26 protein-coding genes are annotated in these 24,280 nt (G+C 67.1%); 16 read left to right on the top strand and 10 right to left on the bottom strand.

Going from position 1 to position 24,280, the window contains the following annotated elements:
- Positions 1 to 184: 184 nt before the first annotated feature.
- Both L8F96_RS17695 and L8F96_RS17690 read left to right on the top strand, forming a co-directional pair.
- Positions 185 to 898 (top strand): Crp/Fnr family transcriptional regulator, encoded by a 714-nt coding sequence (locus L8F96_RS17695; protein WP_334656882.1) that lies wholly within the window; start codon positions 185 to 187, stop codon positions 896 to 898.
- A 181-nt stretch (positions 899 to 1,079) separates the two neighbouring features.
- Positions 1,080 to 1,385: a hypothetical protein gene (locus L8F96_RS17690; protein ID WP_334656881.1), complete on the top strand. Its 306-nt coding sequence runs from the start codon at positions 1,080 to 1,082 to the stop codon at positions 1,383 to 1,385.
- A 104-nt stretch (positions 1,386 to 1,489) separates the two neighbouring features.
- On the opposite strand, the gene L8F96_RS17685 is transcribed toward L8F96_RS17690, so the two are convergent.
- A complete protein-coding gene (locus L8F96_RS17685; protein WP_334656880.1) occupies positions 1,490 to 4,081 on the bottom strand; it encodes an ATP-binding protein in 2,592 nt (863 codons plus the stop codon).
- A 233-nt stretch (positions 4,082 to 4,314) separates the two neighbouring features.
- On the opposite strand from L8F96_RS17685, the gene L8F96_RS17680 reads away from it, so the two are divergent.
- Positions 4,315 to 4,797 carry a hypothetical protein gene (locus L8F96_RS17680; RefSeq protein WP_334656879.1) on the top strand — a complete coding sequence of 161 codons (483 nt, stop codon included), beginning with the start codon at positions 4,315 to 4,317 and terminating at the stop codon, positions 4,795 to 4,797.
- Here L8F96_RS17680 and L8F96_RS17675 read toward each other — a convergent pair.
- Positions 4,794 to 5,042, bottom strand: coding sequence for a hypothetical protein (locus L8F96_RS17675; RefSeq protein ID WP_334656878.1), 249 nt, complete (start codon positions 5,040 to 5,042; stop codon positions 4,794 to 4,796). The genes L8F96_RS17680 and L8F96_RS17675 overlap by 4 nt on opposite strands.
- 182 nt (positions 5,043 to 5,224) lie before the next feature.
- Here L8F96_RS17675 and L8F96_RS17670 point away from each other — a divergent pair, with 182 nt between their 5' ends.
- The 10 genes from L8F96_RS17670 to L8F96_RS17625 all read left to right on the top strand — a co-directional run bounded on the left by L8F96_RS17670 (position 5,225) and on the right by L8F96_RS17625 (position 13,224).
- The gene (locus tag L8F96_RS17670) at positions 5,225 to 5,509 is read left to right on the top strand and encodes a plasmid stabilization protein (RefSeq protein WP_334656877.1); all 285 of its coding nucleotides are present in this window, start codon (positions 5,225 to 5,227) and stop codon (positions 5,507 to 5,509) included.
- A gap of 41 nt (positions 5,510 to 5,550) precedes the next feature.
- Positions 5,551 to 5,922, top strand: coding sequence for a hypothetical protein (locus L8F96_RS17665; RefSeq protein ID WP_334656876.1), 372 nt, complete (start codon positions 5,551 to 5,553; stop codon positions 5,920 to 5,922).
- 3 nt (positions 5,923 to 5,925) lie between these two features.
- Complete coding sequence (locus L8F96_RS17660) at positions 5,926 to 6,447, top strand: hypothetical protein (protein WP_334656875.1); 522 nt, start codon at positions 5,926 to 5,928, stop codon at positions 6,445 to 6,447.
- Complete coding sequence (locus L8F96_RS17655; protein WP_334656874.1) at positions 6,341 to 7,372, top strand: protein-L-isoaspartate(D-aspartate) O-methyltransferase; 1,032 nt, start codon at positions 6,341 to 6,343, stop codon at positions 7,370 to 7,372. The genes L8F96_RS17660 and L8F96_RS17655 overlap by 107 nt, the downstream gene beginning before the upstream one ends.
- A gap of 227 nt (positions 7,373 to 7,599) precedes the next feature.
- A complete protein-coding gene (locus L8F96_RS17650; protein ID WP_334656873.1) occupies positions 7,600 to 7,815 on the top strand; it encodes a hypothetical protein in 216 nt (71 codons plus the stop codon).
- Entirely contained in the window at positions 7,816 to 8,799 is a 984-nt protein-coding gene (locus L8F96_RS17645; RefSeq protein WP_334656872.1) for an MBL fold metallo-hydrolase, read from the top strand.
- Between the two features lie 79 nt (positions 8,800 to 8,878).
- Positions 8,879 to 9,067 carry a DUF3008 family protein gene (locus L8F96_RS17640; protein ID WP_334656871.1) on the top strand — a complete coding sequence of 63 codons (189 nt, stop codon included), beginning with the start codon at positions 8,879 to 8,881 and terminating at the stop codon, positions 9,065 to 9,067.
- 3 nt (positions 9,068 to 9,070) lie between these two features.
- Positions 9,071 to 11,062 carry a protein-L-isoaspartate(D-aspartate) O-methyltransferase gene (locus L8F96_RS17635; RefSeq protein WP_334656870.1) on the top strand — a complete coding sequence of 664 codons (1,992 nt, stop codon included), beginning with the start codon at positions 9,071 to 9,073 and terminating at the stop codon, positions 11,060 to 11,062.
- A 46-nt stretch (positions 11,063 to 11,108) separates the two neighbouring features.
- Positions 11,109 to 12,062 carry an NADP-dependent oxidoreductase gene (locus tag L8F96_RS17630; protein WP_334656869.1) on the top strand — a complete coding sequence of 318 codons (954 nt, stop codon included), beginning with the start codon at positions 11,109 to 11,111 and terminating at the stop codon, positions 12,060 to 12,062.
- Between the two features lie 121 nt (positions 12,063 to 12,183).
- Positions 12,184 to 13,224, top strand: coding sequence for a sodium:calcium antiporter (locus tag L8F96_RS17625; protein ID WP_334656868.1), 1,041 nt, complete (start codon positions 12,184 to 12,186; stop codon positions 13,222 to 13,224).
- Positions 13,225 to 13,245: 21 nt separating this feature from the next.
- On the opposite strand, the gene L8F96_RS17620 is transcribed toward L8F96_RS17625, so the two are convergent.
- The 4 genes from L8F96_RS17620 to L8F96_RS17605 are packed head-to-tail and all read right to left on the bottom strand — an operon-like array spanning position 13,246 to position 16,966.
- Positions 13,246 to 13,962 carry a ZIP family metal transporter gene (locus L8F96_RS17620; RefSeq protein ID WP_334656867.1) on the bottom strand — a complete coding sequence of 239 codons (717 nt, stop codon included), beginning with the start codon at positions 13,960 to 13,962 and terminating at the stop codon, positions 13,246 to 13,248.
- Positions 13,963 to 13,980: 18 nt separating this feature from the next.
- Complete coding sequence (locus L8F96_RS17615; RefSeq protein ID WP_334656866.1) at positions 13,981 to 14,802, bottom strand: inositol monophosphatase family protein; 822 nt, start codon at positions 14,800 to 14,802, stop codon at positions 13,981 to 13,983.
- Positions 14,799 to 15,713: a diacylglycerol/lipid kinase family protein gene (locus tag L8F96_RS17610; protein WP_334656865.1), complete on the bottom strand. Its 915-nt coding sequence runs from the start codon at positions 15,711 to 15,713 to the stop codon at positions 14,799 to 14,801. Before L8F96_RS17610 ends, L8F96_RS17615 begins: the two co-directional genes overlap by 4 nt.
- Positions 15,714 to 15,715: 2 nt before the next feature.
- Positions 15,716 to 16,966, bottom strand: coding sequence for an alpha-hydroxy acid oxidase (locus L8F96_RS17605; protein WP_334656864.1), 1,251 nt, complete (start codon positions 16,964 to 16,966; stop codon positions 15,716 to 15,718).
- A gap of 68 nt (positions 16,967 to 17,034) precedes the next feature.
- Between L8F96_RS17605 and L8F96_RS17600 the strand changes: the two genes are divergently transcribed.
- Together L8F96_RS17600 and L8F96_RS17595 are read left to right on the top strand one after the other, a co-directional pair.
- Complete coding sequence (locus L8F96_RS17600; protein ID WP_334656863.1) at positions 17,035 to 17,814, top strand: SDR family NAD(P)-dependent oxidoreductase; 780 nt, start codon at positions 17,035 to 17,037, stop codon at positions 17,812 to 17,814.
- Positions 17,814 to 18,692 (top strand): GHMP family kinase ATP-binding protein, encoded by an 879-nt coding sequence (locus L8F96_RS17595; RefSeq protein WP_334656862.1) that lies wholly within the window; start codon positions 17,814 to 17,816, stop codon positions 18,690 to 18,692. The genes L8F96_RS17600 and L8F96_RS17595 overlap by 1 nt, the downstream gene beginning before the upstream one ends.
- Here L8F96_RS17595 and L8F96_RS17590 read toward each other — a convergent pair.
- Genes L8F96_RS17590 through L8F96_RS17575 form a run of 4 tightly spaced genes read right to left on the bottom strand, consistent with a single transcriptional unit; the run spans position 18,687 to position 23,487 of the window.
- The gene (locus L8F96_RS17590) at positions 18,687 to 20,321 is read right to left on the bottom strand and encodes a GMC family oxidoreductase (RefSeq protein WP_334656861.1); all 1,635 of its coding nucleotides are present in this window, start codon (positions 20,319 to 20,321) and stop codon (positions 18,687 to 18,689) included. The two genes, L8F96_RS17595 and L8F96_RS17590, sit on opposite strands and share 6 nt — an antisense overlap.
- Entirely contained in the window at positions 20,311 to 20,919 is a 609-nt protein-coding gene (locus L8F96_RS17585) for a gluconate 2-dehydrogenase subunit 3 family protein (RefSeq protein WP_334656860.1), read from the bottom strand. Before L8F96_RS17585 ends, L8F96_RS17590 begins: the two co-directional genes overlap by 11 nt.
- Positions 20,912 to 21,700, bottom strand: a complete 789-nt coding sequence (locus tag L8F96_RS17580; protein WP_334656859.1) for a hypothetical protein — start codon at positions 21,698 to 21,700, stop codon at positions 20,912 to 20,914. Before L8F96_RS17580 ends, L8F96_RS17585 begins: the two co-directional genes overlap by 8 nt.
- Before the next feature lie 2 nt (positions 21,701 to 21,702).
- On the bottom strand, positions 21,703 to 23,487 hold the full coding sequence (locus L8F96_RS17575; protein WP_334656858.1) for a thiamine pyrophosphate-requiring protein: 1,785 nt from the start codon (positions 23,485 to 23,487) through the stop codon (positions 21,703 to 21,705).
- Between the two features lie 132 nt (positions 23,488 to 23,619).
- On the opposite strand from L8F96_RS17575, the gene L8F96_RS17570 reads away from it, so the two are divergent.
- Positions 23,620 to 24,093, top strand: a complete 474-nt coding sequence (locus L8F96_RS17570) for a hypothetical protein (protein WP_334656857.1) — start codon at positions 23,620 to 23,622, stop codon at positions 24,091 to 24,093.
- The last annotated feature ends 187 nt before the right edge of the window (positions 24,094 to 24,280 follow it).

Genomic DNA, 24,280 nt, shown 5'->3' with positions numbered 1-24,280 from the left:
GACTGTCATAGTCGATGGACCACTCAGAAGGGGGCAGCTCAATCAGGCGCGTTATCCGAAGTTCACCCTCAACGATGCACTGCTCAATCCAAGCGAGTTTGTCGTCGGGGCTTGCCTTCCCGAACCCTCTTGCGGTTTGCCTCGGTAACATGGATCAAATACCATCTCGGAAGAGAGGGATGCCATGACAAACCCGCTGCTCGCCAAACTTGGAGCCGTCGCAAGCCTCTCTGCCGACGATCACCGCGCGATCGAGATTATCTGCACCGGCACGCGAATGATCGGCGACCACAAGGACATTGTGAGAGAAGGGGAAAAGCCGGAGCATATCTACATCATGCTCGATGGCTGGGCGGCCCGCTATAAAACATTGCCGGATGGCGGGCGCCAAATCACTGCTTTCCTTCTTCCGGGCGATATCTGTGACATGGGTGCCGCGGTCCTCAAGCAGGCGGACCACAGCGTCATTGCCCTAACCCAGGTTACGGTTGCTTCCGTCACGCGTGCCTCGCTGATCGAAGTGACGCGAGAGCGGCCGAGCCTTGCGCAAGCATTTTGGTGGGCCGGCCTCGTTGATGAGGCAGTGCTGCGCACCTGGATCGTCAATCTCGGGCGCCGCGATGCCCATGCCCGGATCGCACACCTGCTTTGCGAATTACACGCTCGTATCAAGCGCGTCGGCCAGGTTCAGGATGGCGAGTTCAGCTTGCCTTTGACCCAAGAGCAGCTTGCGGATGCACTCGGCCTCACGTCTGTCCACGTCAACCGAACGCTGCAACGACTGCGCACCGAAGGATTAGTCGCGCTGCGCAACCGTAGGCTGACAATCCTCGATACAGAACGGCTTGGAGAGGCGGCAGGGTTCGATTCCGGCTATCTTCATGCCTCGGCGGCTTAGCTGTAGGCGAGCGTCTGATTGGCCGGGAGCGTCGGAAAGCACATGCCACATCCAGCTGTGGAGCGCGCGAAGGAGACGAATCGCAGGTGGTTTGAGAACCATCCAGGGCGAGAACGGCACCTTGCATATAATCGGGTTCGCACCGGCACTCGACCAATTATCGTAAGCTCAGGAGAGCGGAATGACAAATGATCCTCCTGATGAGCGGTCTTTAGCGGTTTACGAGGCCCGTGCTCGCTTTCACGCGAGCACGCTAGCTCTGGTGGAGGAAGCCCTTGCTGGCCTTGGCAGCGCTGAGCATGAGCAATTGGCAGCGCGCGTCCTTACGCTCCGCGAGCAAGCTCGGTGCGGCTTACGCGTGATGAAAGCGCTCGCCGCCGCATGGTGCCGCGATCTTACAGAGCGCCAGGAGCGACGCGATCAATGGGAAATCGAGATTCAGCAGCGCTACAAACACCTTGCTGAGCGCCGGCAGCAGCGCAGATGAACCAACTGCTCGCCTCGAAAGTCCACGCTTGGATCGATTCAGGCACCGCCTGATGCCATAGGCACACTCGAACGGCTCGCCAATTTTTGCCGCTATCAGGAATGTCAGGCGTCGAGAACCTCCGCGATCTTGGCCGCGAGCTGGTCGATCCCGAAGGGCTTGGGGAGGAAGTTCGTGCCCGGATCGAGCACGCCGTTGTGGACCACGGCGTTGCGAGTGTAGCCTGTCGTGAAGACGACCTTGAGGCGGGGAAGCAGTTCCACAGCCCGATCGGCAAGCTGGCGCCCCGTCATGCCGGGCATGACAATATCGGTAAACAGCAGCGTCACGTCCTGTCCGGCCTCAATCATCGCCAGCGCCTCAGGCCCATTGCCGGCATGGATGACGGTGTATCCAAGCTCGCGCAGCGTCTCGACCGAGTTGTTGCGGACCCGCTCCTCATCCTCGACCACCATTATGATCTCGGTCGCCTTACCCTGCCTGATAGGCGTCGACACGCGTCGCGCCACAGGCACTTCTTCACCCCAGAAGCGCGGCAGGTAGAGCTTGAAGGTCGTACCGTGCCCCACCTCGGAATACACCCGGACGTGCCCGCCCGACTGCCGGGCGAAGCCGAATACCTGACTAAGCCCCAGGCCCGTGCCCTTGCCGACTTCCTTGGTGGTGAAGAACGGATCGAAGGCATTGGCCAGCACCTCCGGTGACATGCCGGTGCCGGTATCCGTCACCGCGATCTGCACGTACTGGCCTGAGGCGATCTCCGCCTCGCGAGCGTAATCGTCGTCCACATGGACATTGCACGTTTCGAGGGTGAGCTTGCCACCTTCTGGCATGGCGTCTCGTGCATTCACTGCCAGGTTGACGATGACATTCTCCAGCTCAGTCGGGTCAGCCTTCGCCTTCCACAGGCCCACCCCGAGGATCGTTTCAAGCTGCACCAGCTCGCCCAGCGAGCGTGTCAGCAACTCGGCCAAGCCAGACACCAGTTTGTTGGCGTCTATGGCTTCGGGTGACAGCGGCTGCTGGCGGGAGAAGGCGAGCAAGCGTTGGGTCAGCGTCGCAGCGCGGGTCGCGCCTTCCATGGCGCCATCAAGGTACTTGTTCACGTCGCTCTCGCCACGCGCGAGACGGCGCTGCGCAAGGTTGAGCCCGCCTATGACGATCGCAAGCATGTTGTTGAAGTCGTGCGCGATCCCGCCCGTGAGTTTGCCAAGCGACTCCATTTTCTGGAGCTGACGAAGCTGGCTCTCGGCCGCAGCGCGCCGATCGGTCTCGACCCTGATTTCGGTGCTGGCTTCAGCCAGCGCGACGCTTTGCTGATCCACACGCTGGCTGAGCCGCAACAGGGCCTCGGCGCGCTCGACTGCCAGCCAGGTCATCCCGGCCACTTCCTTCACCAGTGAAATCTCGGCCGAGGTCCAATGGCGCACCTCGGCATGGTGGAGATAGATGCCAGCCTGCCACTGCCCGTCGTTCATCAGCGGCACGCACAATCCGGCCAATACACCGGTTTCCGCATAGGGGAGAAGGTCACCACCGTCGTCATAGCGGCTGTCGCTGAAGACCAGCGTCTTACCGAGGCGGCGCTGACGTTCTGCACGTTGGCCAAAGCCGCTGACCGGCTGAACTCCGTTGAGCGGCACGAGCGTGCCGTCCGTCCAGTTTCCGCCGTGGCGCATCTGGGTGGCCCCGAGCAGACGATAAAAGCCGGCCCGGTGAACACCCAATCTCCGGCCGAGCGCTTCCGCCGAGATGCGGATGATCGTTTCGGGATCGGCGGTTACGCGCTGCCGGGCGGTCAGCTCCACCACGAAATCGCGCTCAGCCTTGGCAGCACGGAGCGCCAGGTCCGCAGTCATCCGATCCGTAATGTCATAACTGACACCAGGGAAGCGTATGCAGCGTCCGTTCTCATCGCAGATGCACCGGCCCTGCGCCGAGACCCATCGAACGTTTCCGCTTCCGTCCAACAGGCGGTACTCGGATGTGAAGGTGCCGCTCTGTTCGAGGGCCGCGGCGATCTCGCCTTGCACGCGTGCAAGGTCATCGGAATGAATGCCTGCGAAGAATTCGGCGATCGGAGCACCTTTGGCCGCCCGTTCGGGATCAATGCCGTAGAGTGTCGCGAAGCGGGTGTCGGCCGTCACGCGATCAGCCAGAATGTCCCAGTCCCACACGCCGATGCTGTTACCGGCGGAAAGCGCCGTTTGCAGGCGCTCATCGGAGGCAGCGCGCTCCCGCTCGGCCACGACCCGCGCCGTGGTTTCGCCGGTGATGCAGAGCAAGCCGGCAATCTTGCCATCATTGTCGAGTACCGGGGAATAGGTGAAGGTCCACCAACTCTCCTCCGGGACGCCCTGACGCCTGAGATCGAGCGGCATGTCAGTCATGGTGCGACTCTCGCCGGCGAGCGTCGCTGTCACCAGCGGCTCAATCTCCTCCCAAATGTTGCTCCAGACTTCCCGGAACGGACGTCCCAGCGCCGTTTCGACCCGATAGCCGAGGATCGGGCGATAGGCGTCGTTATAGAAGCATAGCAGATCAGGCCCCCACGCCAGGAACATGGGCCTGGGGCAGGCGAGCATGAGAGCCAGCGTCGAGCGCAACGCAGGCGGCCACGTCTCGGCAGGTCCGAGCGATGTGTCCGACCAATCATGCTCCGCAATTTCACGCTGTGTAGGGCTTTCGATCGTCATTCTAGGGGTTTAGGATAAAATGAATAAATTTTGTAGCACAGTGGCTGGCAGGCAAGAGTCAGCGGCCAGCTTGCTGGGAAAGGCTCCGATTGCGATAGCCAAATTGGGGGAACGGCTGATCCTGAAGCGTCGGACCGCATCCCTCACGGTGGGAGGAGATTAACGGCCCGCAAAGACCGGTCCGTGGCGATTTTCTGCTTTCGTTCTCGTCCCGGCTGACTCATAGAATCACCATGCCGATCATGGCCGAACATCGCTGGCTCTATCCGATCGACTGGCCCGAGCTGTCGAGGCTGATCCGGTTCGGACGCGCGAATGGCCGCTGTGAGCATTGCCGACGCCCCCATGGGAAGCGCGTCTTCCACTTGGGCGATGGCCGCTGGTGGGACGCCGATCGCCGACAATGGCGCGATGGGCGCGGACGCCGGGTCCGCGCACCCGCCTCCAGCGTCATAGCGATCGTCCGTGTTACGCGGGTCTATATCGCGTGCGCCCACCTAAACCATGATCCGACCGACAACGCACCGCGCAACCTCGCGGCGCTCTGCCAGCGATGCCACATGATCCATGACGCGGCCGAGCATCGGCGCCGGCGTTGGCTGAACGCCTACCGGCGTCGTGCACTGGGCGATCTCCTCGCCCTGCTCGATGCGCCGCCCCGTGGCGGCGTGGGGTGTGCCACGTGGCACACCTGCGGCGGTTTAGGGGCTGGCTAGATCCGCTGCGCGAACGTCATGCCCTGGCTGACCGGCGCGCCGCGATCGGATGTGGAGTTGGTCTGCTCGGCTTGTCGATCCCGCAATTCACGAGCGTGCGCTTCATATTCGATCGCAAGGAGGCGATGCGCCGAGGCAGCTTCCGCGCTCGTCGCGGCTTCAGCCGCTGCCTTCTCTTGTCGCGCACGCTCCTCATAGAAACGAAGATCATCGCCGGAGTTTAACATGAAGCGGTCGTCGGTCATGCGGGACTCACTGTGAAAGCACGGGCAGGCGCATCCAATGCCTGCAACCGCCTCGAACACTATAACTTAAATAAGGATAGCAGAGGCGATCTCGACAAGCTGCGCCGAGATTACGATGGCATGACGCGATGACACTATCGGGTAATTTATGAGTTAAAGTTGGGACTGCCAAGAAGACAATCATGCCCCGCGGTGACAAGTCGAGCTACACAGACAAACAAAAGCGCAAGGCCGAGCATATCGAGGAGGGTTATGAGAAGCGCGGCGTGTCCAAAAAGGAAGCCGAAAGCCGCGCCTGGGCCACGGTGAACAAGGAATCCGGCGGCGGCAAGAAGTCCGGATCAGGGCGCGGAAAAAAAGAAAATCACGAAAGCTCGCGCAAGGGCGGCTCCAGTCAGAGCGCGGAAAAGCGCTCAGCCGCTGCCAAGAAGGGTTGGGAGACTCGCCGTCGCCAAGGGAACGGGTGACGCCATTTTGATTTCGGCGCCTATGATGACAGGAAGGAACCATGCCCGTCACAGGATGGATGCTCGATCGGCAAGAGCGCGAAGATCTTCTCCAGCGCTTTCCGCCCGAATGGCCGGATGTGATCGCCGATCATATCACGCTCGACGCCCATGCCGCGCAGGCCGATCCGCTGCCTGATTCCAAGACTGCCGAGATCGTGGGCGGCATCAACGATGGCGAGGGCCTGCAGGCGATGGTGGTCGCGATCGACGGCTCGACCGATCGTCCCGATGGCAGCACCTATCACATCACCTGGTCGCTCGACCGCAAGCGCGGCCGCAAGCCTGTCGAAAGCAACGACGTCATCGCCAAGCGGGGCTGGCGTCCACTCAATGATCCGGTGCCGATCCGAATTCGGCCCGCGCGGTTCTAGGCGATGCAGCTCTATCTCGACTGCGACGGTGTCCTCGCCGATTTCGACCGGGCCGCGACCGATCTGCTCGGGATGCCGGCCCGCATCTTCGAGAAGCGCCGTGGGATCGGCGCCTTTTGGCGTGAGCTGGCCCGGCATCCCGACTTCTACGGCACGCTCCCGCTGATGCCTGACGCGATGCGGCTATTCGAGGCGGTACGCCATCTCTCCCCCGTCATTTTGACGGGTCTGCCGCGTGGCAAATGGGCGGCGCCGCAGAAGGTACGTTGGGCTGCGCAGCATTTTCCGGACACCCGCATCCTGACGGTTATGGCGGTCGACAAACGCAACCATTGCCGATCCGGCGACATCCTCGTCGACGATCAGCTCAAGCACGCGCATTTGTGGGAAGAGGCTGGCGGCGTTTTCGTCCACCACCATGATGCCGAGAGTTCGATCGTCAGGCTCGCCGAGCTTGGCGTGCCGGTCCGCGATCCGGCGCAGGTCGGTCCACCCCAAATCCGAACGGGAGGCGCCCGTGCCTGATTATACAAAGCTCCGCAATCGCATGGTCGATACCCATCTTGCGCGGCGCGGCATTCGCGACAAGCGGGTGCTTCAGGCGATGCGCGACGTGCCGCGCGAACGCTTCGTGCGAGAGGGCCTGGAAGAGTTCGCCTATGAGGATAGCGCGCTGCCGATCGAGGAAGAGCAGACGATTTCGCAGCCCTACATCGTCGCCGCCATGATCGAGGCGGCCGAGATCGAGCCGGAGGACCGAGTGCTCGAGGTGGGCGCGGGTTCGGGCTATGCGGCTGCCGTTCTGGGCCAGCTCGCCGGCGAGGTGTTCGCGATCGAGCGCCATGCAGCCCTTGGAAAGCTCGCAGGCGAACGCATCGCCGCCCTGGGTTATGACAATGTGGACATTCGCGTTGGCGATGGCACGCGCGGCCTCGCGGAAGAGGCGCCTTTCGACGCAATCCTCGTGGCCGCCGGCGGACCCGGCGTGCCGGACGCCCTCAAGGACCAGCTCGCGATCGGCGGGCATCTCGTCATTCCCGTGGGAGATCCCGGCTATCAGAGGCTCTGCAAGGTTACACGGATCGGCGAAAGCCGGTTTGAGGAGGAAAACCTTGGTGCGGTGATGTTCGTGCCGTTGATCGGGGAGCAGGGCTGGAAGGAAGATGGCAGGCGCGCCGCCAGCAACCACGTGCCCGGCGCCTCGCGCAACCAAACCCTGCCCGAGATAATCGCGGAAGCGGGCGAGGATCTGCCGGCGTTTGATGATCCGGCTTTCGGCGCCCTGTTCGATCGCTTCGCGGACCGACGGGTGGTGCTGCTGGGCGAAGCGAGCCACGGCACCAGCGAGTTCTATCAGGCCCGGGCCGCGATCACCCGCCATCTCATCGCCCATCATGGCTTCACGATCGTCGCGGTCGACGTGCCGCATCTTCTCCCATCATGCAGATGACAGGACGCAGCATCAGCCGTGTTTCGAACGCATCGCTGCCGAGCGTCGCGCAGCGATTGCCGATGAAATCATAGCCTTCGCGAAAGAAGGCACGCGTGCTGTCGATCGCCTAGAGGCGCGGGATGCTCATGCCGGCAGAACGAGTGGGCGCCACGTGAGTTCAGGCAGACATTGGAGCGGAACAGCTCGCCGCGGCGCTCATTCTTGTTGCCACAAGGAGAGCAAGGATGAGCACGACCAAGCACGGCAAGTCGAGCGGCGAGGGCCCGTTCACCAGCGATCTGGACGACGATCCCGGCATCGGCCAGTCGCCGGGGCTGCAGCGGACGGGCGAGGACCCCGATCTGCTCGAAGCGGACAACACGCAGGAAGGCGATGTGGAGAACGATGCCGGCGCAAACGGCGAGGCGCGTGACGGCGATCTCGGGCGCACCAACAAGTAGATGACGCCTTCGCTGCGGCCGTCGCTGGTGAACGGCCGCTTCGGCGATCCGGCGCTGTTCGTCGAGATCGCGCATGAGCGCGGCGCGGTGCTGTTCGACATGGGCGACCTGTCGGCGCTGAGCGCGCGCGACCTGCTGCGGGTGCGTGCCGTCGGCGTTTCGCACATGCACATGGACCATCTGATCGGGTTCGACGCGCTTCTGCGCATCAACGTCGGCCGGGATGCGCGGATCGATCTGGTCGGGCCGCAGGGGCTGGCCGCCTGCATCGGGCACAAGCTGGCGGGCTATACCTGGGATCTGGTGGATCGTTACGACACCCACCTGCTGTTCGTGGTGCACGAACTCGTTGCCCCGGGTTGGGTCGCGCAAACGTGCTTTCGCTTCCCGACCGGTTTCGCCGCCGAGCCGATCGGGCAGGCGGCCATCGACGATGACGTGGTGCTCGAAACCGCGCAGTGGCGGCTGCGCGCGGCGATCCTTCAGCATCACGGGCCGTGTCTCGGCTTCGCGCTGGAGGAGCATTGTCACGTCAACGTCTGGCGCAATCGCGTCGAAGAGGCGGGACTGACGGTCGGCGCCTGGCTGAAACCGCTCAAGGCGGCCATACGGGACGGCTTGCCGGGCGACGCCCGCATCGCGCTGCCCGGTGGCGGCGCGGCTGCGCTCGACGACCTGCGCTCGCTGGTCAGCGTCGAGCGGGGGCAGAAGATCGGCTATGTGACCGACGTTGCGGATACGACTGCGAACCGCCGCGCCATCGTGGCGCTTTGCCGCACGGCGGACCTCTTGTTCATCGAGGCGAGCTTTGCGGCCGCCGATACCGAACGGGCCGCCGCACGCGCCCACCTGACCACCACCGCCGCAGGCGAGATCGGCCGGGCAAGCGGCGCACGGCGGGTGGAGCCATTCCACTTCTCCCCGCGCTACGAAGGAGCGGAAGCGACCATGCTCGCCGAGGTGGCGGCCGCGTTCGGCGGCTGATCTTGCAAGTGATCTTTGGCAAGGGCCGGGCACCTTGGCCGGCCCGGCGCGTTCTCTTGGCTCTGACAGGAGAAGCAACATGCCCGCCAAGTCCGCCGCCCAGCAGAAGGCCGCCGGTGCGGCGCTCAGCGCCAAGCGCGGCGACACGCCCAAGTCGAAGCTGAAGGGCCCCTCCAAGAGCATGGAGGAATCCATGAGCGAGAAGCAGCTCGAAGAGGTGGCGCACACCAAGCGCAAGGGAAAGCCGGAGCACAAGAGCAAGGATTGAGCGATGCCGGATCACCACGCCGCGCGCGCCCAGATGGTAGACGTGCAGATCGCGCGTCGCGGGGTTCGCGACGAGGCGGTGCTGGCGGCGATGCGCACCGTGCCGCGCGAACGCTTCGTGCCCGAGGCGCTCACCGAGTTCGCGTATGAGGATTCGCCGCTGCCGATCGAGTCCGAGCAGACGATCTCGCAGCCTTTCATCGTCGCCGCCATGATCGAGGCGGCGGAGGTCCAGCCGGGCGATCGCGTGCTGGAGGTCGGCGCGGGGTCGGGCTACGCCGCTGCGGTGCTCGGGCAGATCGCGGGCGAGGTCTTCGCGATCGAGCGGCACGAACAGCTCGGCAAGACGGCGGGGGCGCGTGTCGCCGCGCTCGGCTATGACAATGTCCGGATCAGCGTCGGCGACGGGACCAGCGGGCTCGCGGCCGAGGCGCCGTTCGACGCCATCCTAGTATCGGCGGGCGGGCCGGATGTGCCCCATGCGCTCAAGCAGCAACTAGCGGTCGGCGGGCATCTGATCGTGCCGGTGGGCGAGGCCGGCGCGCAGAAGCTGTGCAAGGTGACCCGCGTGTCAGGCGACCGTTTCGAGGAGCAGAACCTGGGTGCGGTCGCGTTCGTGCCGCTGATCGGGGCGCATGGCTGGCCGGAGGACGGCGCCCGCTCGGCAAGCAATCACAAGCCCGGCGCCGCCCGCAAGCAGACGGTGCCGGACATGATCGCCGAGGCCGCCGAGCCGCTGCCCGACATCGAAGATCCGGCCTTTGGGCGATTGTTCGAGCGCTTTGCGGACCGGCGCGTCGTACTGCTCGGCGAGGCGAGCCACGGTACCAGCGAATTCTACCGTGCGCGCGCGGCGATCACCCGTCACCTGATCGAGCATCACGGCTTCACCATCGTCGCGGTCGAGGCCGATTGGCCCGACGCCGCCACCGTGGATCGCTTCGTGCGCCACCGCGCGGCGCGGCCCGGCGCCGAGACGCCGTTCCAGCGCTTCCCGACCTGGATGTGGCGCAACACCGACGTGCAGGCGCTGATCCGCTGGATGCACGACCATAATGCCGATCTTCCGATGGAGCGGCGTGCCGGCTTCTACGGGCTCGACATGTACAACATGTCGGGCTCGATCGGCGCGGTGCTCGAATATCTCGACCGGATCGATCCGGAGGCCGGCGCCGTCGCGCGCGAACGGTACGGCTGCCTGACGCCGTGGCAGAAGAACCCGGCGACTTATGGGCGGGCGGCGCTGAGCCGCGGCTATGCCCAGTGCGAAGAAGCGGTGATCGAGCAATGCCAGGCGCTGCTGCGCAAGCAGCTCGATTATGCGGCGGAGGACGGGGACGATTTCCTCGACGCGGCGCAGAACGCGCGGCTGATCGCCTCGGCCGAGCGCTACTACCGGATCATGTACTATGGCGGCGCGGAGAGCTGGAACCTGCGCGACACGCACATGTTCGAGACCTTGCGCAACCTGCTGGATGCGAAGGGTGAGGGCGCCAAGGCGATCGTGTGGGCGCACAACAGCCATATCGGCGACGCGCGCGCCACCGACATGGGGCAGACGCGTAACGAACTGAACATCGGCCAGCTCTGCCGCGAGGAATGGGGCGATGAGGTCGCGCTGATCGGGTTCGGCACGCACACCGGCACCGTCGCCGCCGCGACCGACTGGGACGGCGATATGGAGGTGAAGCGCGTCAATCCGTCACGGCGCGACAGCTATGAGCGGCTGTGCCATGACAGCGGGATCAAACAATTCCTGCTCGATCTGGCGCCCGACCGCCACGAGGCGCTGCGGCGTGCGCTGGCCGAGCCGCGGCTCGAGCGCTTCATCGGCGTGATCTACCGTCCCGACACCGAACGCTGGAGCCATTACAGCGAGGCGATCCTGCCCGAGCAGCTCGACGCCTATGTCTGGTTCGACACCACTCAGGCGGTGACCCCGCTCGGCCCCGAGCACCACCGCGGCATGCCCGAGACCTATCCCTTCGGGGAGTGATGATCGGCCCGCGTCATGGCGCTGGCGGCACGTTCAGGAGATTGTGATGAACGAAAGCACATCGGTACGATTGCACGCATTCGGCGGGCCGGAGGTGTTGCGGGTCGAACCCGTTCCGATCCCCCAGGCGCAGGACGACGAGGTGCTGGTGCGGGTGGCCGCAGCAAGCATCAACCCGGTCGACTACAAAACGAGGACGGGCGAGTTCCCGCCGGTGAGCGAGGACAAGCTGCCGGTGGTGCTGGGCCGCGATCTGGCCGGCACCATCGAGGCGGTCGGCACGCGCGCGCATTACATGCTGCGCAAGGGCGATCCGGTGTTCGCCTTCATCGATTTCGATCGCGGCGGGCAGAGCGACTATGTCGTCGTGAAGGCGATGGAGCTAGTCGCCGCGCCGACCTCGATCGACCTTGCCCACGCCGCCGCCGTGCCGCTGGCCGGGATGACGGCATGGCAGGGACTGTTCGACCACGGCAGACTGGAGGCGGGCCAGCGCGTGCTGATCCACGGCGGCGCCGGTGGGGTGGGCCATCTCGCCATCCAGTTCGCCAAGGCGAAGGGCGCAACGGTCTTCACGACGGCAGGCGCCGACGACCTGGATTATGTCCGCTCGATCGGTGCCGACACCGCGATCGATTACAAGGACGAGCAATTTGAGCATGTCGCGACCGATATCGACCTGGTGTTCGATCTGGTGGGCGGCGAGACTCAGGATCGCTCCTTTGCCGTGCTGCGCGAGGGCGGCACGCTCGTCTCGACCTTGGACGTCGCCAACCCGGATAAAGGCAAGGATCGCAACATACGCGTGCCCGAACGCTGGCTGGCCCAGGCCAATCCCAAGCAGCTCGGCGAGATCGCGGCGCTGATCGACGCCGGTACGGTGAAGGTGGCGGTCGCGGAGACCTTCCCGGTCGATGAGGCGCGCGCCGCTTATGAGCGGCTGGAGAAGGGCCATGTCCGCGGCAAGATCGTGCTGACCTTCCAGCCGCAAAGTGACTGATGCCGACGCCAAGGAACAGCAGGGCCGGCGACATCCGACGAGAGGAGAGGGGCGCCGGGCGCGGTGAAGAAGAAGTGATCGCGCCCGATACCATTGCGCGCAGCCGCCATGGTGCAAGCCGATGACCGAGCAAGTGGCGCAACTACCGATCGCCGCGCTGTGCGGGCTGTTCGCCGTCGCGGCGGCGCTGGTGTGGTTCGCCGGTACGCGGCTGACGCATGCCGTGGATCAGGTGGCGCGGCGCTTCGACCTCGGCCAGGCGTTCGCGGGCATGGTGCTGCTGGGTGGGATCACCTCGCTTCCAGAGCTCGCGGCCGTCTCGACCTCGTCGGTGACGGGCAATGCGACCCTGGCGGTCAACAATCTGCTCGGCAGCGCGGCGGTGAACGTGCTGCTGCTGGTGCTGGCGGATATCGTGTTCGGGCGCGGCGCGCTGACCGGGGTGGTGGCGAAGCCGGCCACGCTCATGCAGGGCGTGCTCGGCATGATGCTGCTGGGCGTGGTCGCGGTGGTGGTGCTGGCCGGCGACCTGCCGATCGGCGGCATGGGCGCGGGCACCATCTTCGTGGTCGCCGCCAGCCTGTTCGCAATGCGCCTGTCCTCCCGCTACGAGCGGCGCGACGCGTGGCGGCCCGTGAATGCGCCGGACGAAAAGCCTGCGGATGACGACGACAGGAGCCGTTCATCGCTGCGGCTGATTGCCGGCACGGCCGCGCTCGGCGCGCTGATCCTTGCCGCGGGCGCGGTGCTGTCGCTGAGCGCCGACGGGATCGCCACGCAGGTCGGCCTGTCCAGCGGGCTGGTGGGATTTCTGCTGGTCGCCTTTGCCACCTCGCTGCCCGAGGTCAGTTCGGTGACGGAGGCGGTGCGCGCCAAGCGCTACCAACTGGCGGTGGGCGACATCTTCGGGACGAACCTGTTCAACCTGTCGCTGCTGGCGGTGGCGGATCTGCTCAGCACGGGCGAGCCGGTGCTTGCCGCGGCCGGCCCGTTCGAGGTGATCGGTGCGCTCACCGCACTGCTGATGACGGGCGCGTTCGTCGTCGGGCTGCTGGAACGCCGCGACCGGGCGGTGCTGCGCATGGGCTATGACGCGCTGGCCGCGCTCGTCATCTTCTGCGTCGGGATCGCCGCCATGGCGCGGGTGATGCCCAGTGCGTAGCGCAAGGGGCGGCTGCGCGGCTCAGGCTTCGACCAGTTCGCTCATCGCCATCATCAGCGCGAAGCCGCCGGCGAAGGCGAGGCTCGAATAGCGGCGCCGCGGCTCGGGTTCGTCACCCTGAGCGACCGTATCCTCGACCGTTGAGAGCAGGAGCACGCCGGTCATGAAGGCCAAGGCCGCGGCCTGAAGGCTCGGGGCCGCAGCGCGCAACGCGACGAACCCGAGCCCCGCCGCCACCACCGCGATGAGCGGCAAGCCGAGCAGGATCGCGATCTTCTGGCTACGCGCCGCCTTGTCGCCCAGGTTGGCGAGCGCCGCGAAGCCGTTCGGGACATTGCCCACCACCTGGCTGGCCGCGAGCAGCAACCCGAGGCTCGAGGCGACGCTGGAGCCGGCGCCCGTCATCAACCCGTCCGTGGCGAGATCGACTGCGGTGGCGACCACCACCATCATCGCGCCGGCCGAGCCGCCGCGCCAGCGCCCGACCCATTCGGCGATGAGGACACTGGCCAGCGCGCCGCCGAGCACGGCAGCGATCAGCGCAGGCGTCTCGCCGTCCTCGATCGCGCGCGGCATGAGTTCGAGACTGATGACGGCGATGGCGATTCCCGCCGCTGCGTGCAGCGCCACGCCGACGAAGCGTCTGGTCGGGCGCGACCATAAGGCGAGCAGCCCGCCGATCAGGTTGCCCAGGCCGGGCAGCAGCGCCAGCAGCAGAACCGAGCCGAGCTCACCCATCACCAGCGCTCCCGTCGCTCAGGCCAAATCCTGCACCATGATCGCCACCGCCTGCGAATCGCCGAGGATCAGCCCGTGCCGCCACTCGCGCAGGTCGCCGCTGTCGGTTTCGAATGCGTCGAACGCGCGCCAGCCATCGTCAGCGCGCATCACCGCCTGCCTGCCCGCCGCCTCTGCCAGCGCCAGGCCGCCCGCGACGTCCCAGATGTTCGGCAAGGCAAAGCGCGCGACCTCAAGGATGCCGAGCGCGACGAAGACGCATTCGATCGCGGCGGAGCCGGTCTTGCGGCTCTCCCAGGGCGAGGATCCTTTCGGCACCGCTTCCGGCAGCCCGGCGAGCCGGCGTCGCACGGCGGGGTTCGGCACCGAGCCCGCCGGTGCGCCGTCGAAGTGAAGCGCACCGCCCCGGCGCGCGTGATAGACCCCGGCGTCGAGCCGATGCCCGGTGCTGCACCAGACTGCGCCCACCACCGGGCGCCCGCGATACAGGACGCCGATCGACGAGGCGAACAGCGGGAAGCCGTTGACGAAATTGGTGGTGCCGTCGATCGGATCGATTGACCAGATCCAGTCGCTGCCGCGGCCGGTATGTTCCGCGACTTCCTCTCCGATAATGTCGTGATCGGGGAAGCGCTCGTCGAGGCGGGCACGGATCATCGTCTCCACCCGGTGATCGACCTCCGAGACCGGATCGGTGAGCCGTGCGGGGTCGTCGCCCTTGTAGGCCAGGCTGAGCATGCCGCCGAGCGTGGCGCGGCATTCGGCACCGCCGAGCGTCGCCAGCTCGAACGCGACCTGCTCGATTTCGGCGAGAAGCGTGTCGTCGGGTTGGTCGGTCATGCACAATCTCCGGTGTCGGGCTGTGGAACGGGCAGAATGAGCGCCACTCGTCGGGACATGGTGGACAGGGTGATCGCGGCGTCGTCGGTCGGGCGTTCGCGCTTGGGATCGTCGAGGCGGCAGCAGGCGAAATCGCCCTCGACGCGGATCTTCCGGGCGCGCTCCGTCGGGACGGGGCAGGGCTGGGCGCAATCGGCGCGAAGCCAGTCCAGCATCGCCTGGCGATCGCCGGGGCGCACCAGCAAGGCGTCGAGCCGGCCGTCGGCGGGATCGGCGTCCGGGGCAAAGGCGAGGCGGGGGCCGATGCGCGGGATGTTGAGCACTTCCAGCATCAACAAGGGCCCGGACCGTCGTTCGCCGTCGAGCGTGACCATCACGTCGCTCGGCTGCGCCTTCGCCAGCGCCTCGGCAAAGGCCGCACGGCCGACTGCCTGCTTCTCCGCCTGGCCCTCGGGCGAAATGGTGATGCCCGACAGCCCTTCGCTCAGCGCGCCGAAGCCGGCTGCCTCCACGAAGCAGCGACGCCCCCAGGGGCCGCGCGCGATGCCGACGTCGATCTCGGCCGCCTGGCCCTTCGCCCATCCGGCGACGATCGTCTCGATGCTCCCTTCGATGCCGAAGCTGCACGCGATGTTGTTCAACCCGCCGATCGGCAGGATGGCGAGCGGGGGAACGGCGTGGCCCTCGTTGAGCAGCTCGGCGGCGGCGGTGATCGCCAGCGCGACCGTGCCGTCGCCGCCGGCGACCACCACGCGATCGTAAAGGTTGCTCGCGAACGCGTCGCGGATCGCGTCGGCATCGACGGGGCATGGGTCAGCCGTCATACCGGCGGCGGCGAGGGCGGCGACCAGTTCCGCTTCGCTATGCTCGCCTTCGCCGGCGCCGGCGTGAAAGATCAATGTCGTCTGCATCGTCATTGCCCATTCAACGCGAGTGGCTGGCCGAGCGCGGCGCTCGGGACGAGCAGCGGGGCAAGATCGTCGCGAATGGCTGCGCCGATCTGCGCCATGTCGTCGATCGCTTCCTGGCGCAGCAGGTCGATCGCCTTGGCCACGCCGGCGGCGCCGTGCGCGCACAGGCCATAGAGCGGAGCGCGTCCGGCGAGCACCGCATCGGCACCGAGTGCGAGTGCCTTGAGCAGATCGGTGCCGCGACGGATGCCGCCTGCCATCATCAGGGCGATCCGGTCGCCGACGATGGCGCGGGCCTGCGACAGGATGTCGAGCGGCGCGATCGACCAGTCCGCCTGCCGGCCGCCGTGCGTGCCGAGGATCACGCCGTCGACGCCGCTGTCCAGCGCGCGACGGATGTCATCGGGGTGCATCAGCCCCTTGAGCAGGAACGGCCGTTTCCAGCGCTGCCGGATCTTCGCCACCGTATCCCATGAGAGCGACTTGGGCATCTGTTCGCGGATCCAGAAGGCGCTGTCGAAAAAGCCGCGTCGATCCTTAGGGATAAGGTCCATCACATTGGCGAAGCTCGGCATGCCGCGATCGAGCGTGGTCGCCGCCCAGCGTGGATGGCGGGCGGCGTCGGCCACCGTCGCCAGACTGGGGCGCGACCTGGTGGCGCGGGTGCGGGCATCCCAGTCGCGACGGCCGAACACCTGACTGTTGGTGGTGATGACCAGCGCCTCGACGCCGCACGCCTCGGCACGCCGCAGCAGTTCCTGCCAGATCTCGTCGCCACCGAAGACGTAAAGCTGCCACCAGTGGCGCAGGCCGGGAACGGTTGCGACCTCCTCCATCCGCTGGTTGGACATGGTGCTTTGCGTGAAGGGCACGCCGGCGCTGGCCGCGCCCTCCGCCAGCAGGCGATCGGCGCCACGGCAGAACAGGCCGTTGAGCCCGGTGGGGGCGATGGCGAGCGGCAGCGGCGCAGGCTTGCCCAGGATCGGTGCGGCGAGGCTACGCTGCGAAACGTCGACCAGCTGGCGCGGGACGAAGCGCCAGTCGGCAAAAGCGGCGCGCTCGCGCGCGAGAGTCGCCTCGTCCTCCGCCCCCCCTTCCAGATATTCGAGTACGAAGTTGGGCATCAGCCGGTGGGTGCGGGCGCGAAGGTCCGCGATCGACTGGACCCGATCCAGGTTCCGCCCCGCATAATAACGGCGACGCGGCGTGCCGCCTGCAATGGCGGGCGAATGACGGCGGTTCGGGGCGGTCATGCCCGGTGAACGATCGGGCGGGTTCAAGTGTTCGTCGCGCAAACGATTGACGCAGTGAAAGGCTTGCCATGTTCACAGATCTGTCCGGGCGCATCGCGCTGGTGACCGGCGGCGATTCCGGGATCGGCGCGGCTTGCGCCCAGGCGCTGGCCGAGGCCGGCGCGGATGTCGGCATTCTTTATCACAGCGCTAAGGATGATGCGGCGGAGACGTGCCGTGCGGTGGAGAGCCGCGGGCGGCGCAGCGCGATCGTCCAGGCGGACGTGGGCGAGGAGGACGAGGTCGAGCGGGCGTTCGATGCGATCGCCAAAAGGCTCGGCACGCCGGACATTCTCGTCAATTCTGCCGGCTTGAACATGAGCGATACGGCCGTCGCCGGCATGTCCATTGAGCAATGGCAGCGCGTGCTGGCGACCGATGTCACCGGCAGCTTCCTTGCCTGTCGCCGCTTCGTGCGCGACCGGCGCGGAAAGGGCCTGCCGGCGGCGATCGTCAACATCACCTCGATCCACGACCGGGCGATGCGCGCAGGCGGCGCGGACTATGGTGCGGCCAAGGGGGCGCAGCGCAATCTGACGCGTACGCTCGCGATCGAGGTGGCGGGCGAGGGGATCACGGTGAACGCGATCGCGCCGGGCATGATCCTAACGCCGATGAACGCGGAAGTGGCGGAGGATGCGGACAAGCGCCGCGAGGCGGAGCGCCACATTCCCGCCGGGCGCGCGGGCCAGCCGGAGGAAGTGGCGCGCGTCGCGGTGTTCCTGGCCGATCCGGCCTCCAGCTACATCACCGGCGCGACGATCGTGATCGACGGCGGGCTGTCGCTGATGCAGGCGCTGGGTGCCTGATGCCGGTTCGCGTTCACGTGCCGAGCCGAATCGACTTCGCCGGGGGCTGGACTGACGTGCCGGACTTTTCCGGAGACGAAGGCGGGGCGGTGCTCAACGCCGCGATCGATCGCGCGGTGGAGGGCGAGGCGGCATGGGACGACAGCGGCTTTCGCCTGTCGTGCCGGCTGGACGTCGAGCCGGATTCACACCTGGGCACCTCGTCGGCGAGCAACCTGGCCTATGTCGAGCTGATCGACGGCCTGACGAAGCGGCAGCGGACGCCGGCCGAGCGGGCCGAGCTTGCCTGGCGGCTGGAGCAGTTGCTTGGCGAGAAGAGCGGCAAGCAGGATCATTATGCGGCGGCGCTGGGCGGCATCAACCTGCTGCGCTTCGGCGGGGCGGATGCGGCGGCCGAGGTGGAGCCGGTGGTGCCGGGTGACGAGCAGGTGGCGGCGCTGGAGGCGCGGCTGCTGCTTTGCCATTCGGGCAAGTCCCCCGATTCCGGCGCGCAGCATGCGACGGTGTGGGAGCGGTTTCGCGACGGTGATCGCGCGATCCGAGAGGGGCTGCGGGCGATCCGCGATACCGTGGTGCCGGCGCGCGATGCGCTGGCGGCCGGGGAATGGGAGGCGCTCGGCGCGCTGCTGACGCGCAACCGCGAGCTGGCGCGGGGGCTTGGCGGCGGGGCGGTGACCGAGCGGATGGACCGCTTGTTCAGCGCCGGCGAGGGTGCCGACGCGCTCGGGGCCAAGCCGTGCGGTGCAGGCGGCGGCGGCTATCTGCTGTTTCTCGTCGCGCCCGAGCGACGCGATGCCGTTGCACGGGCGCTGGAGGGGGCAGGCGGGCGCACGGCCGCGGTGCGCATCGCCGCGCGTCGCGACGGATCGTCCTTATAGCTCGCCGCGCTTTGCCATGCTGCTGATCCGGTCGGCGGTGCGGCAGGCGATCGCCTGGATGGTGAGCGATGGGTTCGCGCCGCCAACCGTCGGGAACACCGATCCGTCGCAAATCCACAGGTTGGGCACGTCCCAGCTGCGGCAATCGGCATCGACCACGCTGGTCGCAGGATCGTCGCCCATGCGCGCGGTGCCGTTGAGGTGGCAGGTATCGTCCTCCTCCCACCACCGCTCGCGCGCGCCGATCGCGTCGAGCGCCTGATCCATGAAGCCGAGCGCATGGCGGATCATCGCCTGCTCGTTCTCGCCATAGGAGAAAGTGACGCGCGGAATGCGCAGGCCGTATCGGTCCGTCTCGTCGGCGAGCGTCACGCGATTATGCTCATAGGGCAGTACTTCGCCGACCATCTTCAGCCCGACCGAGTGGTTGGCGCGGTTCATCTCGTCGACCAGCGCCTGGCCCCACAGCCCGCGCCCGCCCGACAAGGTCTGCGCCCAGCCGATCGGGAGCGGGCCCTGGCTCATGTAACACCAGCCGCCGTGGTAATCCTTGCCGCGATCCTCGTAGTTCCAATGCTCGGTCAGCGCGAGGCTGGGCGGCGCCTTATAGGAGCGCACCTCCTCCTCCACCTGCCCCCAGACGGCCTGGTTGAGCTGTACCATCAGGTTCCTGCCGACCAGCCCGGAGGAATTGGCGAGCCCATCGGGAAAGCGGTCGTTGGCCGAGTTGAGGAGCAGGCGCGGCGTTTCCACCGCATAGCCGGCGACCACCACGTTGCGCGCCTTCTGGAAGCGCCATGCGCCGTCGCGATGATAGTGGACGCCGGTGGCGCGGCCCTGCGCGTCCGTTTCGATCCGGCCGACCATGGCGAGATCGCGGATCTCGGCGCCGGCGGCCAGCGCGCGCGGGAGCCAGGTGTTGAGCACCGATTGCTTGGCGTTGGTGCTGCACCCGATCGTGCACATGCCGCGATAGACGCACGGATGCGCCTTGCCGCGCGGGGCGGAGACGGTGGCGATCGGCGTTTCGCTCCAGCCGATGCCGAGCGCCTCCGCCCCGCGGGCGAGCAGCGCGGCGGGGGCGTTGAGCGCATGCGCGCGATAGGGGTAGCGCGGCCGCTTGGGCCCCCAGGGGTACGTGACCGGGCCGGCGATGGCGAGTGCGCGCTCGACCTCGGCATAATAGGCCCACATCTCACGCCAGTCGATCGGCCAGTCGGCACCATAGCCGAGCAAGGTGCGGCTCCTGAACCATTCGGGGCGGAAGCGCAGCGCCACCATCGCATAGTGAACGGTCGATCCGCCGACCGACTTGCCCGAATTATTCGCGCCGAGCTTCAGCGGATTGGCGCCGTCGACGATCCGATCGTCGTTCCAGTAGAGCTTGGACTGGTGGCGCTCGTCCGAGGCGAAATCGGCGAGCGGGCGCCAATAGGCACCGGCATCCATGGCAACGACGGAGAAGCCCGCTTCCGCCAGCCGGCAGGCGAGCGTGCCGCCGCCCGCGCCGGTGCCAACGATCACGAAATCGACCGGCTCGTTCTCGCGATGCTCGCGCATCGGCACCCAGCCGGCATGGGTGAAGACGTCGGGCGCGCGGCCACCGGTGGCGCGCGGCTCAAGGTGCATCGCGCGGTTCCTCCTGGGCTTCCCATGGATCGTGTCGGTCGGCGTCGAGGCGGACGTAGCCGCGCGGGCTCGCCGGGCCGCCGAAGCCCATCGCGCTCCATGCCGACGGATGCGACCAGTAAGCGGCGACCACGTCGGGAACGAGGCGCCAGCGGAAGAAGAGGTCGGGCGGCAGGTCGCCCCAGGCGTCGCCTGCGCATTCGCCGGCTCCGACCGACCGCAGCAGCGCGTCCTGCGCCGCGCCGTCCAGCGTGTCGAAGGCGCGGCCATGCGCCGCTTGCGCCATGGCGTCGATCGCGTCGAGCCCGCACGCCCAGGCCTCGCGAAGCGGCGGCAGCCCGGCATGGCGATAGCCGTCGCCGGAATCGCTGCCGATCTTGTCGAGCAGGATCGCCGCCGCGTTGACCGGCGCGCGGCCGGCCGGCTGCGGCGCGATCCGGTCCACCACCGCGCGCAGCGTCAGCTGCTGGCGATCGGTCAGCACGTCGGTGCGCTCGGTCAGCGCGAGCCGCTCCTCGATCACGCGGCGGGTGATCGCGTCCCAGCTTTCGCTGTCGCGCTTGGCGAGCACGTCATAGGCGGGAAAAGGATCAGCCACGCGTTCGCCGCATCATCATGAGCGCGCCCAGTCCGGCGATCGCCAGGCCGGTAAAGGCGGGGGGCGCGGGCAGCGGGGGACCGGCGAGCAGATTTTGCCGCCAGTTGCGCCACCCGCCCATGCGCCGCGCGATGCCGTGCGCGTGAAAGGCGACACCGGCGACGCCGACCGCCGCCGTCACGCCGAGCATGGCGGCGGTGGCGCGGCGTGGCGAGCCGCTGGCCGCATCGCGCGCCAGCAGCGCGGCGGCGAGCGGCGGCAGCGCAATCGGCAGCCACATGGCGGGGTTCTGGAAAGCGCCGCGGAAGTGGAGCAGCCCGGCCTCGGCGACGGTGCCGGCGATGCCGGCCGCGCACAGGCCGGCAAGCGCGCGACCGTCCGCGATCACGCCCACCTGCGTCCGATCCGCGGCGGCGCTGATCGCACCGGCCAGCACCAGCGCCGCCGGCGCGCCAAGCGGGGCGGCATGGAACAGATTGCCGAAGCTGAACCCGCCGGGCCGCTTGTCGATGTTGAAGAGATGAAAGCCGAGGCCGACGAGACCCACCGTGGCCGCGCCCGCCTGCGCAGTGCCGCGGGCGACCGGGAGCCGTTGAGCGGGCCCGGTCAGCAGCCGCGCGCCGTCAACGCCGATCCCGGACGTGGCGGCGAGCAGCGACAGCCACATCGACGGATTGTGGAATGACCCGCGATAATGCTCCACGCCGCTGTCGAGCAGCACCACAGCCTGTAACAGCCCGGCGCCGGCCGACAGCAGCCGTATCTCCGTCCCGCCGTTCAAGATCAGTCGCCCGGCAGGATGCCGGCGAGCACCTGGCGAGCGGTATTTTTCAGCATGGATCCCTGTTCCGGATCGCCCTTCGCCATCAGCGACGTGAACGCCTTTGCCTGATCGAGCGTGATGTGCGGCGGCAGCGGCGGCACGTTGGGATCGGTCTTCATCTCCAGCACCACCGGGCGACGGGCGGCGAGCGCGCGATCCCAGGCGGCGCCGACCTGATCCGGATCGTCGCAGAAGATGCCCTCCAGCCCAATCAGCTCGGCGAATTTGTGATAGGGAACGTCGGGCACCTGCTGCGTCGCCTCGAACTTGGGATTGCCCTCCATCACTCGTTGTTCCCAGGTGACCTGGTTCAGATCCTCATTGTTGAGCACCATCACGATCAGCCGCGGATCGGCCCATTTTTGCCAGTATTTCTGGATGGTGATGAGCTCGGCCATGTTGTTCATCTGCATCGCGCCGTCGCCGACCATGGCGATCACCGGACGGGTGGGATGCGCGAACTTGGCGGCGATGGCATAAGGCACCGCCGCCCCCATCGAGGCGAGGCCGCCCGACAGCGACGCCATCATGCCGCGCCGCATCTTCAGGTCGCGCGCATACCAATTGGCGCACGAGCCGCTGTCGCTGGTGAGAATGACGCCCTCGGGCAGCCGCGGGCTCAGTTCGGTGAACACGCGCTGCGGATTGACCTTGTCCGCCTTGGCATGGGCGCGATCGGTTAGCGTCTGCTGCCAGTCCTCGTTCCAGCCGGCGATTGTTTCGCGCCAATTGGTATCGGTCTTTTGCGTGAGCAGCGGCAGCAGCGCTTCGATCGTGGCGCCGACGTCGCCGGTGAGATTCACCTCCATCGGATAGCGGATCGAGAGCATGCCGGGATCGAGATCGACCTGCACGCCGCGCGCCTGGCCTTCCTTGGGCAGGAACTCCGAGTACGGGAAGCCCGAGCCGAGCATCAGGAGCGTGTCGCACTCCATCATCAGCTCATAGGACGGGCGCGTGCCGAGCAGGCCGATCGAACCCGTCACCCATGGCAGGTCATCGGGCAGCACCTGCTTGCCGAGCAGTGCCTTGGCGCTGCCGGCCTGCAGGCGATCGGCGATGGCGATCACGCCATCGGTCGCCTCGCGCGCGCCGGCGCCGACGAGGATGGCGACCTTCTTGCCGGCGTTCAGCACCTCGGCGGCGCGTTGCAGGTCGGCGGGCTGGGGGAGGACGCGCGGCGGCGTCCAGCCCACGCCGGAGAAGACCGCGCCATGCTTGCGCGGCGGTTCCTCCATCGTTTCTTCCTGGAGATCGTTCGGGAAGACGAGCGCCGTCACCCGCCGCTCGCCCAATGCGATGCGCACCGCGCGATCGGTGAGGTGGCGGACCTGTGCGGGCACGGTAGCATAGCCGGTGAAGGCGCCCGCCACGTCCTTGAACATCGAGACGAGGTCCAGCTCCTGCTGGTAATGCGCGCCCACCGCCGTGCGCGCCTGCTGGCCGACGATCGCCAGCACCGGCATGTGATCGAGCCGCGCATCGTACAGCCCGGTCAGCAGGTGCGACGCACCCGGCCCGGAGGTGGCGAGGCACACGCCAAGCTCGCCGGTAAACTTGGCATGGGCGGAGGCCATGAAGGCGGCCATTTCCTCATGCCGGACCTGCACGAATTCGAACTTGTCCGGGATCTTCTGCAAGGCGCCGAGCAGGCCGTTGATGCCGTCCCCCGGATAGCCGAAGATGCGCCGGACACCCCATTGGTGAAGCCGGTCCCAGAAATAGTCGCTGACGGTCTGCGCCATAAGCCGTCCCCTTGCGTTGTGATCGGTGGATGCAAGGGTAACAGCCGTTCGCCGGAGCCGTTCCGTGGCCGGGCGGATCGGAACCGGCCAGGCGTCATCCGCGCTTTGGGAACGGCCATCGGGAGAGGCGGCATGGTATCGAACAAATCGGCGCTGCTGGGCGGGCTGATCGCGGGTGTGGTCACCACCGGCGTGATGATCGCCGGGCGCAAGTCCGGGCTGCTGCACAAGACGCTGGACCGTGATGCGGTGGACTGGATCGATCGGACCACCGGATCGCGCGCGGTCATCGGCGAGGCCGGCACCAGCCTGGTCGAGTTCGGCAATCACCTTGGTGCGTCGGCAGCGTTCGCGCTTGGCTATGCACAGTTGCGCCGGGCGCTGCCCGATACCTCGCCCGTGCTGCTTGGCGCAGTGTACGGTGCCGGGCTGTACGCGGTGAACATCGCCGGGATCGCCCCGCTGCTCGGCATCACACAGGGCGCGCGGGAGGCCGGCGCCGCCACGGCATCCGAGCGGCTGGGGCTGCATCTGCTTCAAACGGTGCTGACGGCCCTGCTGGCGGAGCGCTTCAACCTCGAGGCGCAAGCACGCGGGGCGGGTTGATCGCCCAAGGTGGAGCCCGCGAAACCAATTCGTGCGCCGCACGATATGCTTGCGAAATGATGTGCTTAGAGGGGGTGGTGGCACGTGATTCGAAGGCCGCTGCCGCTTCGCTGTCCTGATCCCGCCGCCAAACGCAGCGGCGAAACGTGAGCTGCCCCCTTCTGAGTGGTCCATCGACTATGACAGT

The organism is Sphingomonas panaciterrae, assembly GCF_036890205.1.
Classification (GTDB): domain Bacteria; phylum Pseudomonadota; class Alphaproteobacteria; order Sphingomonadales; family Sphingomonadaceae; genus Sphingomonas; species Sphingomonas panaciterrae.
This window is presented reverse-complemented; position numbering and strand designations above follow the sequence as displayed.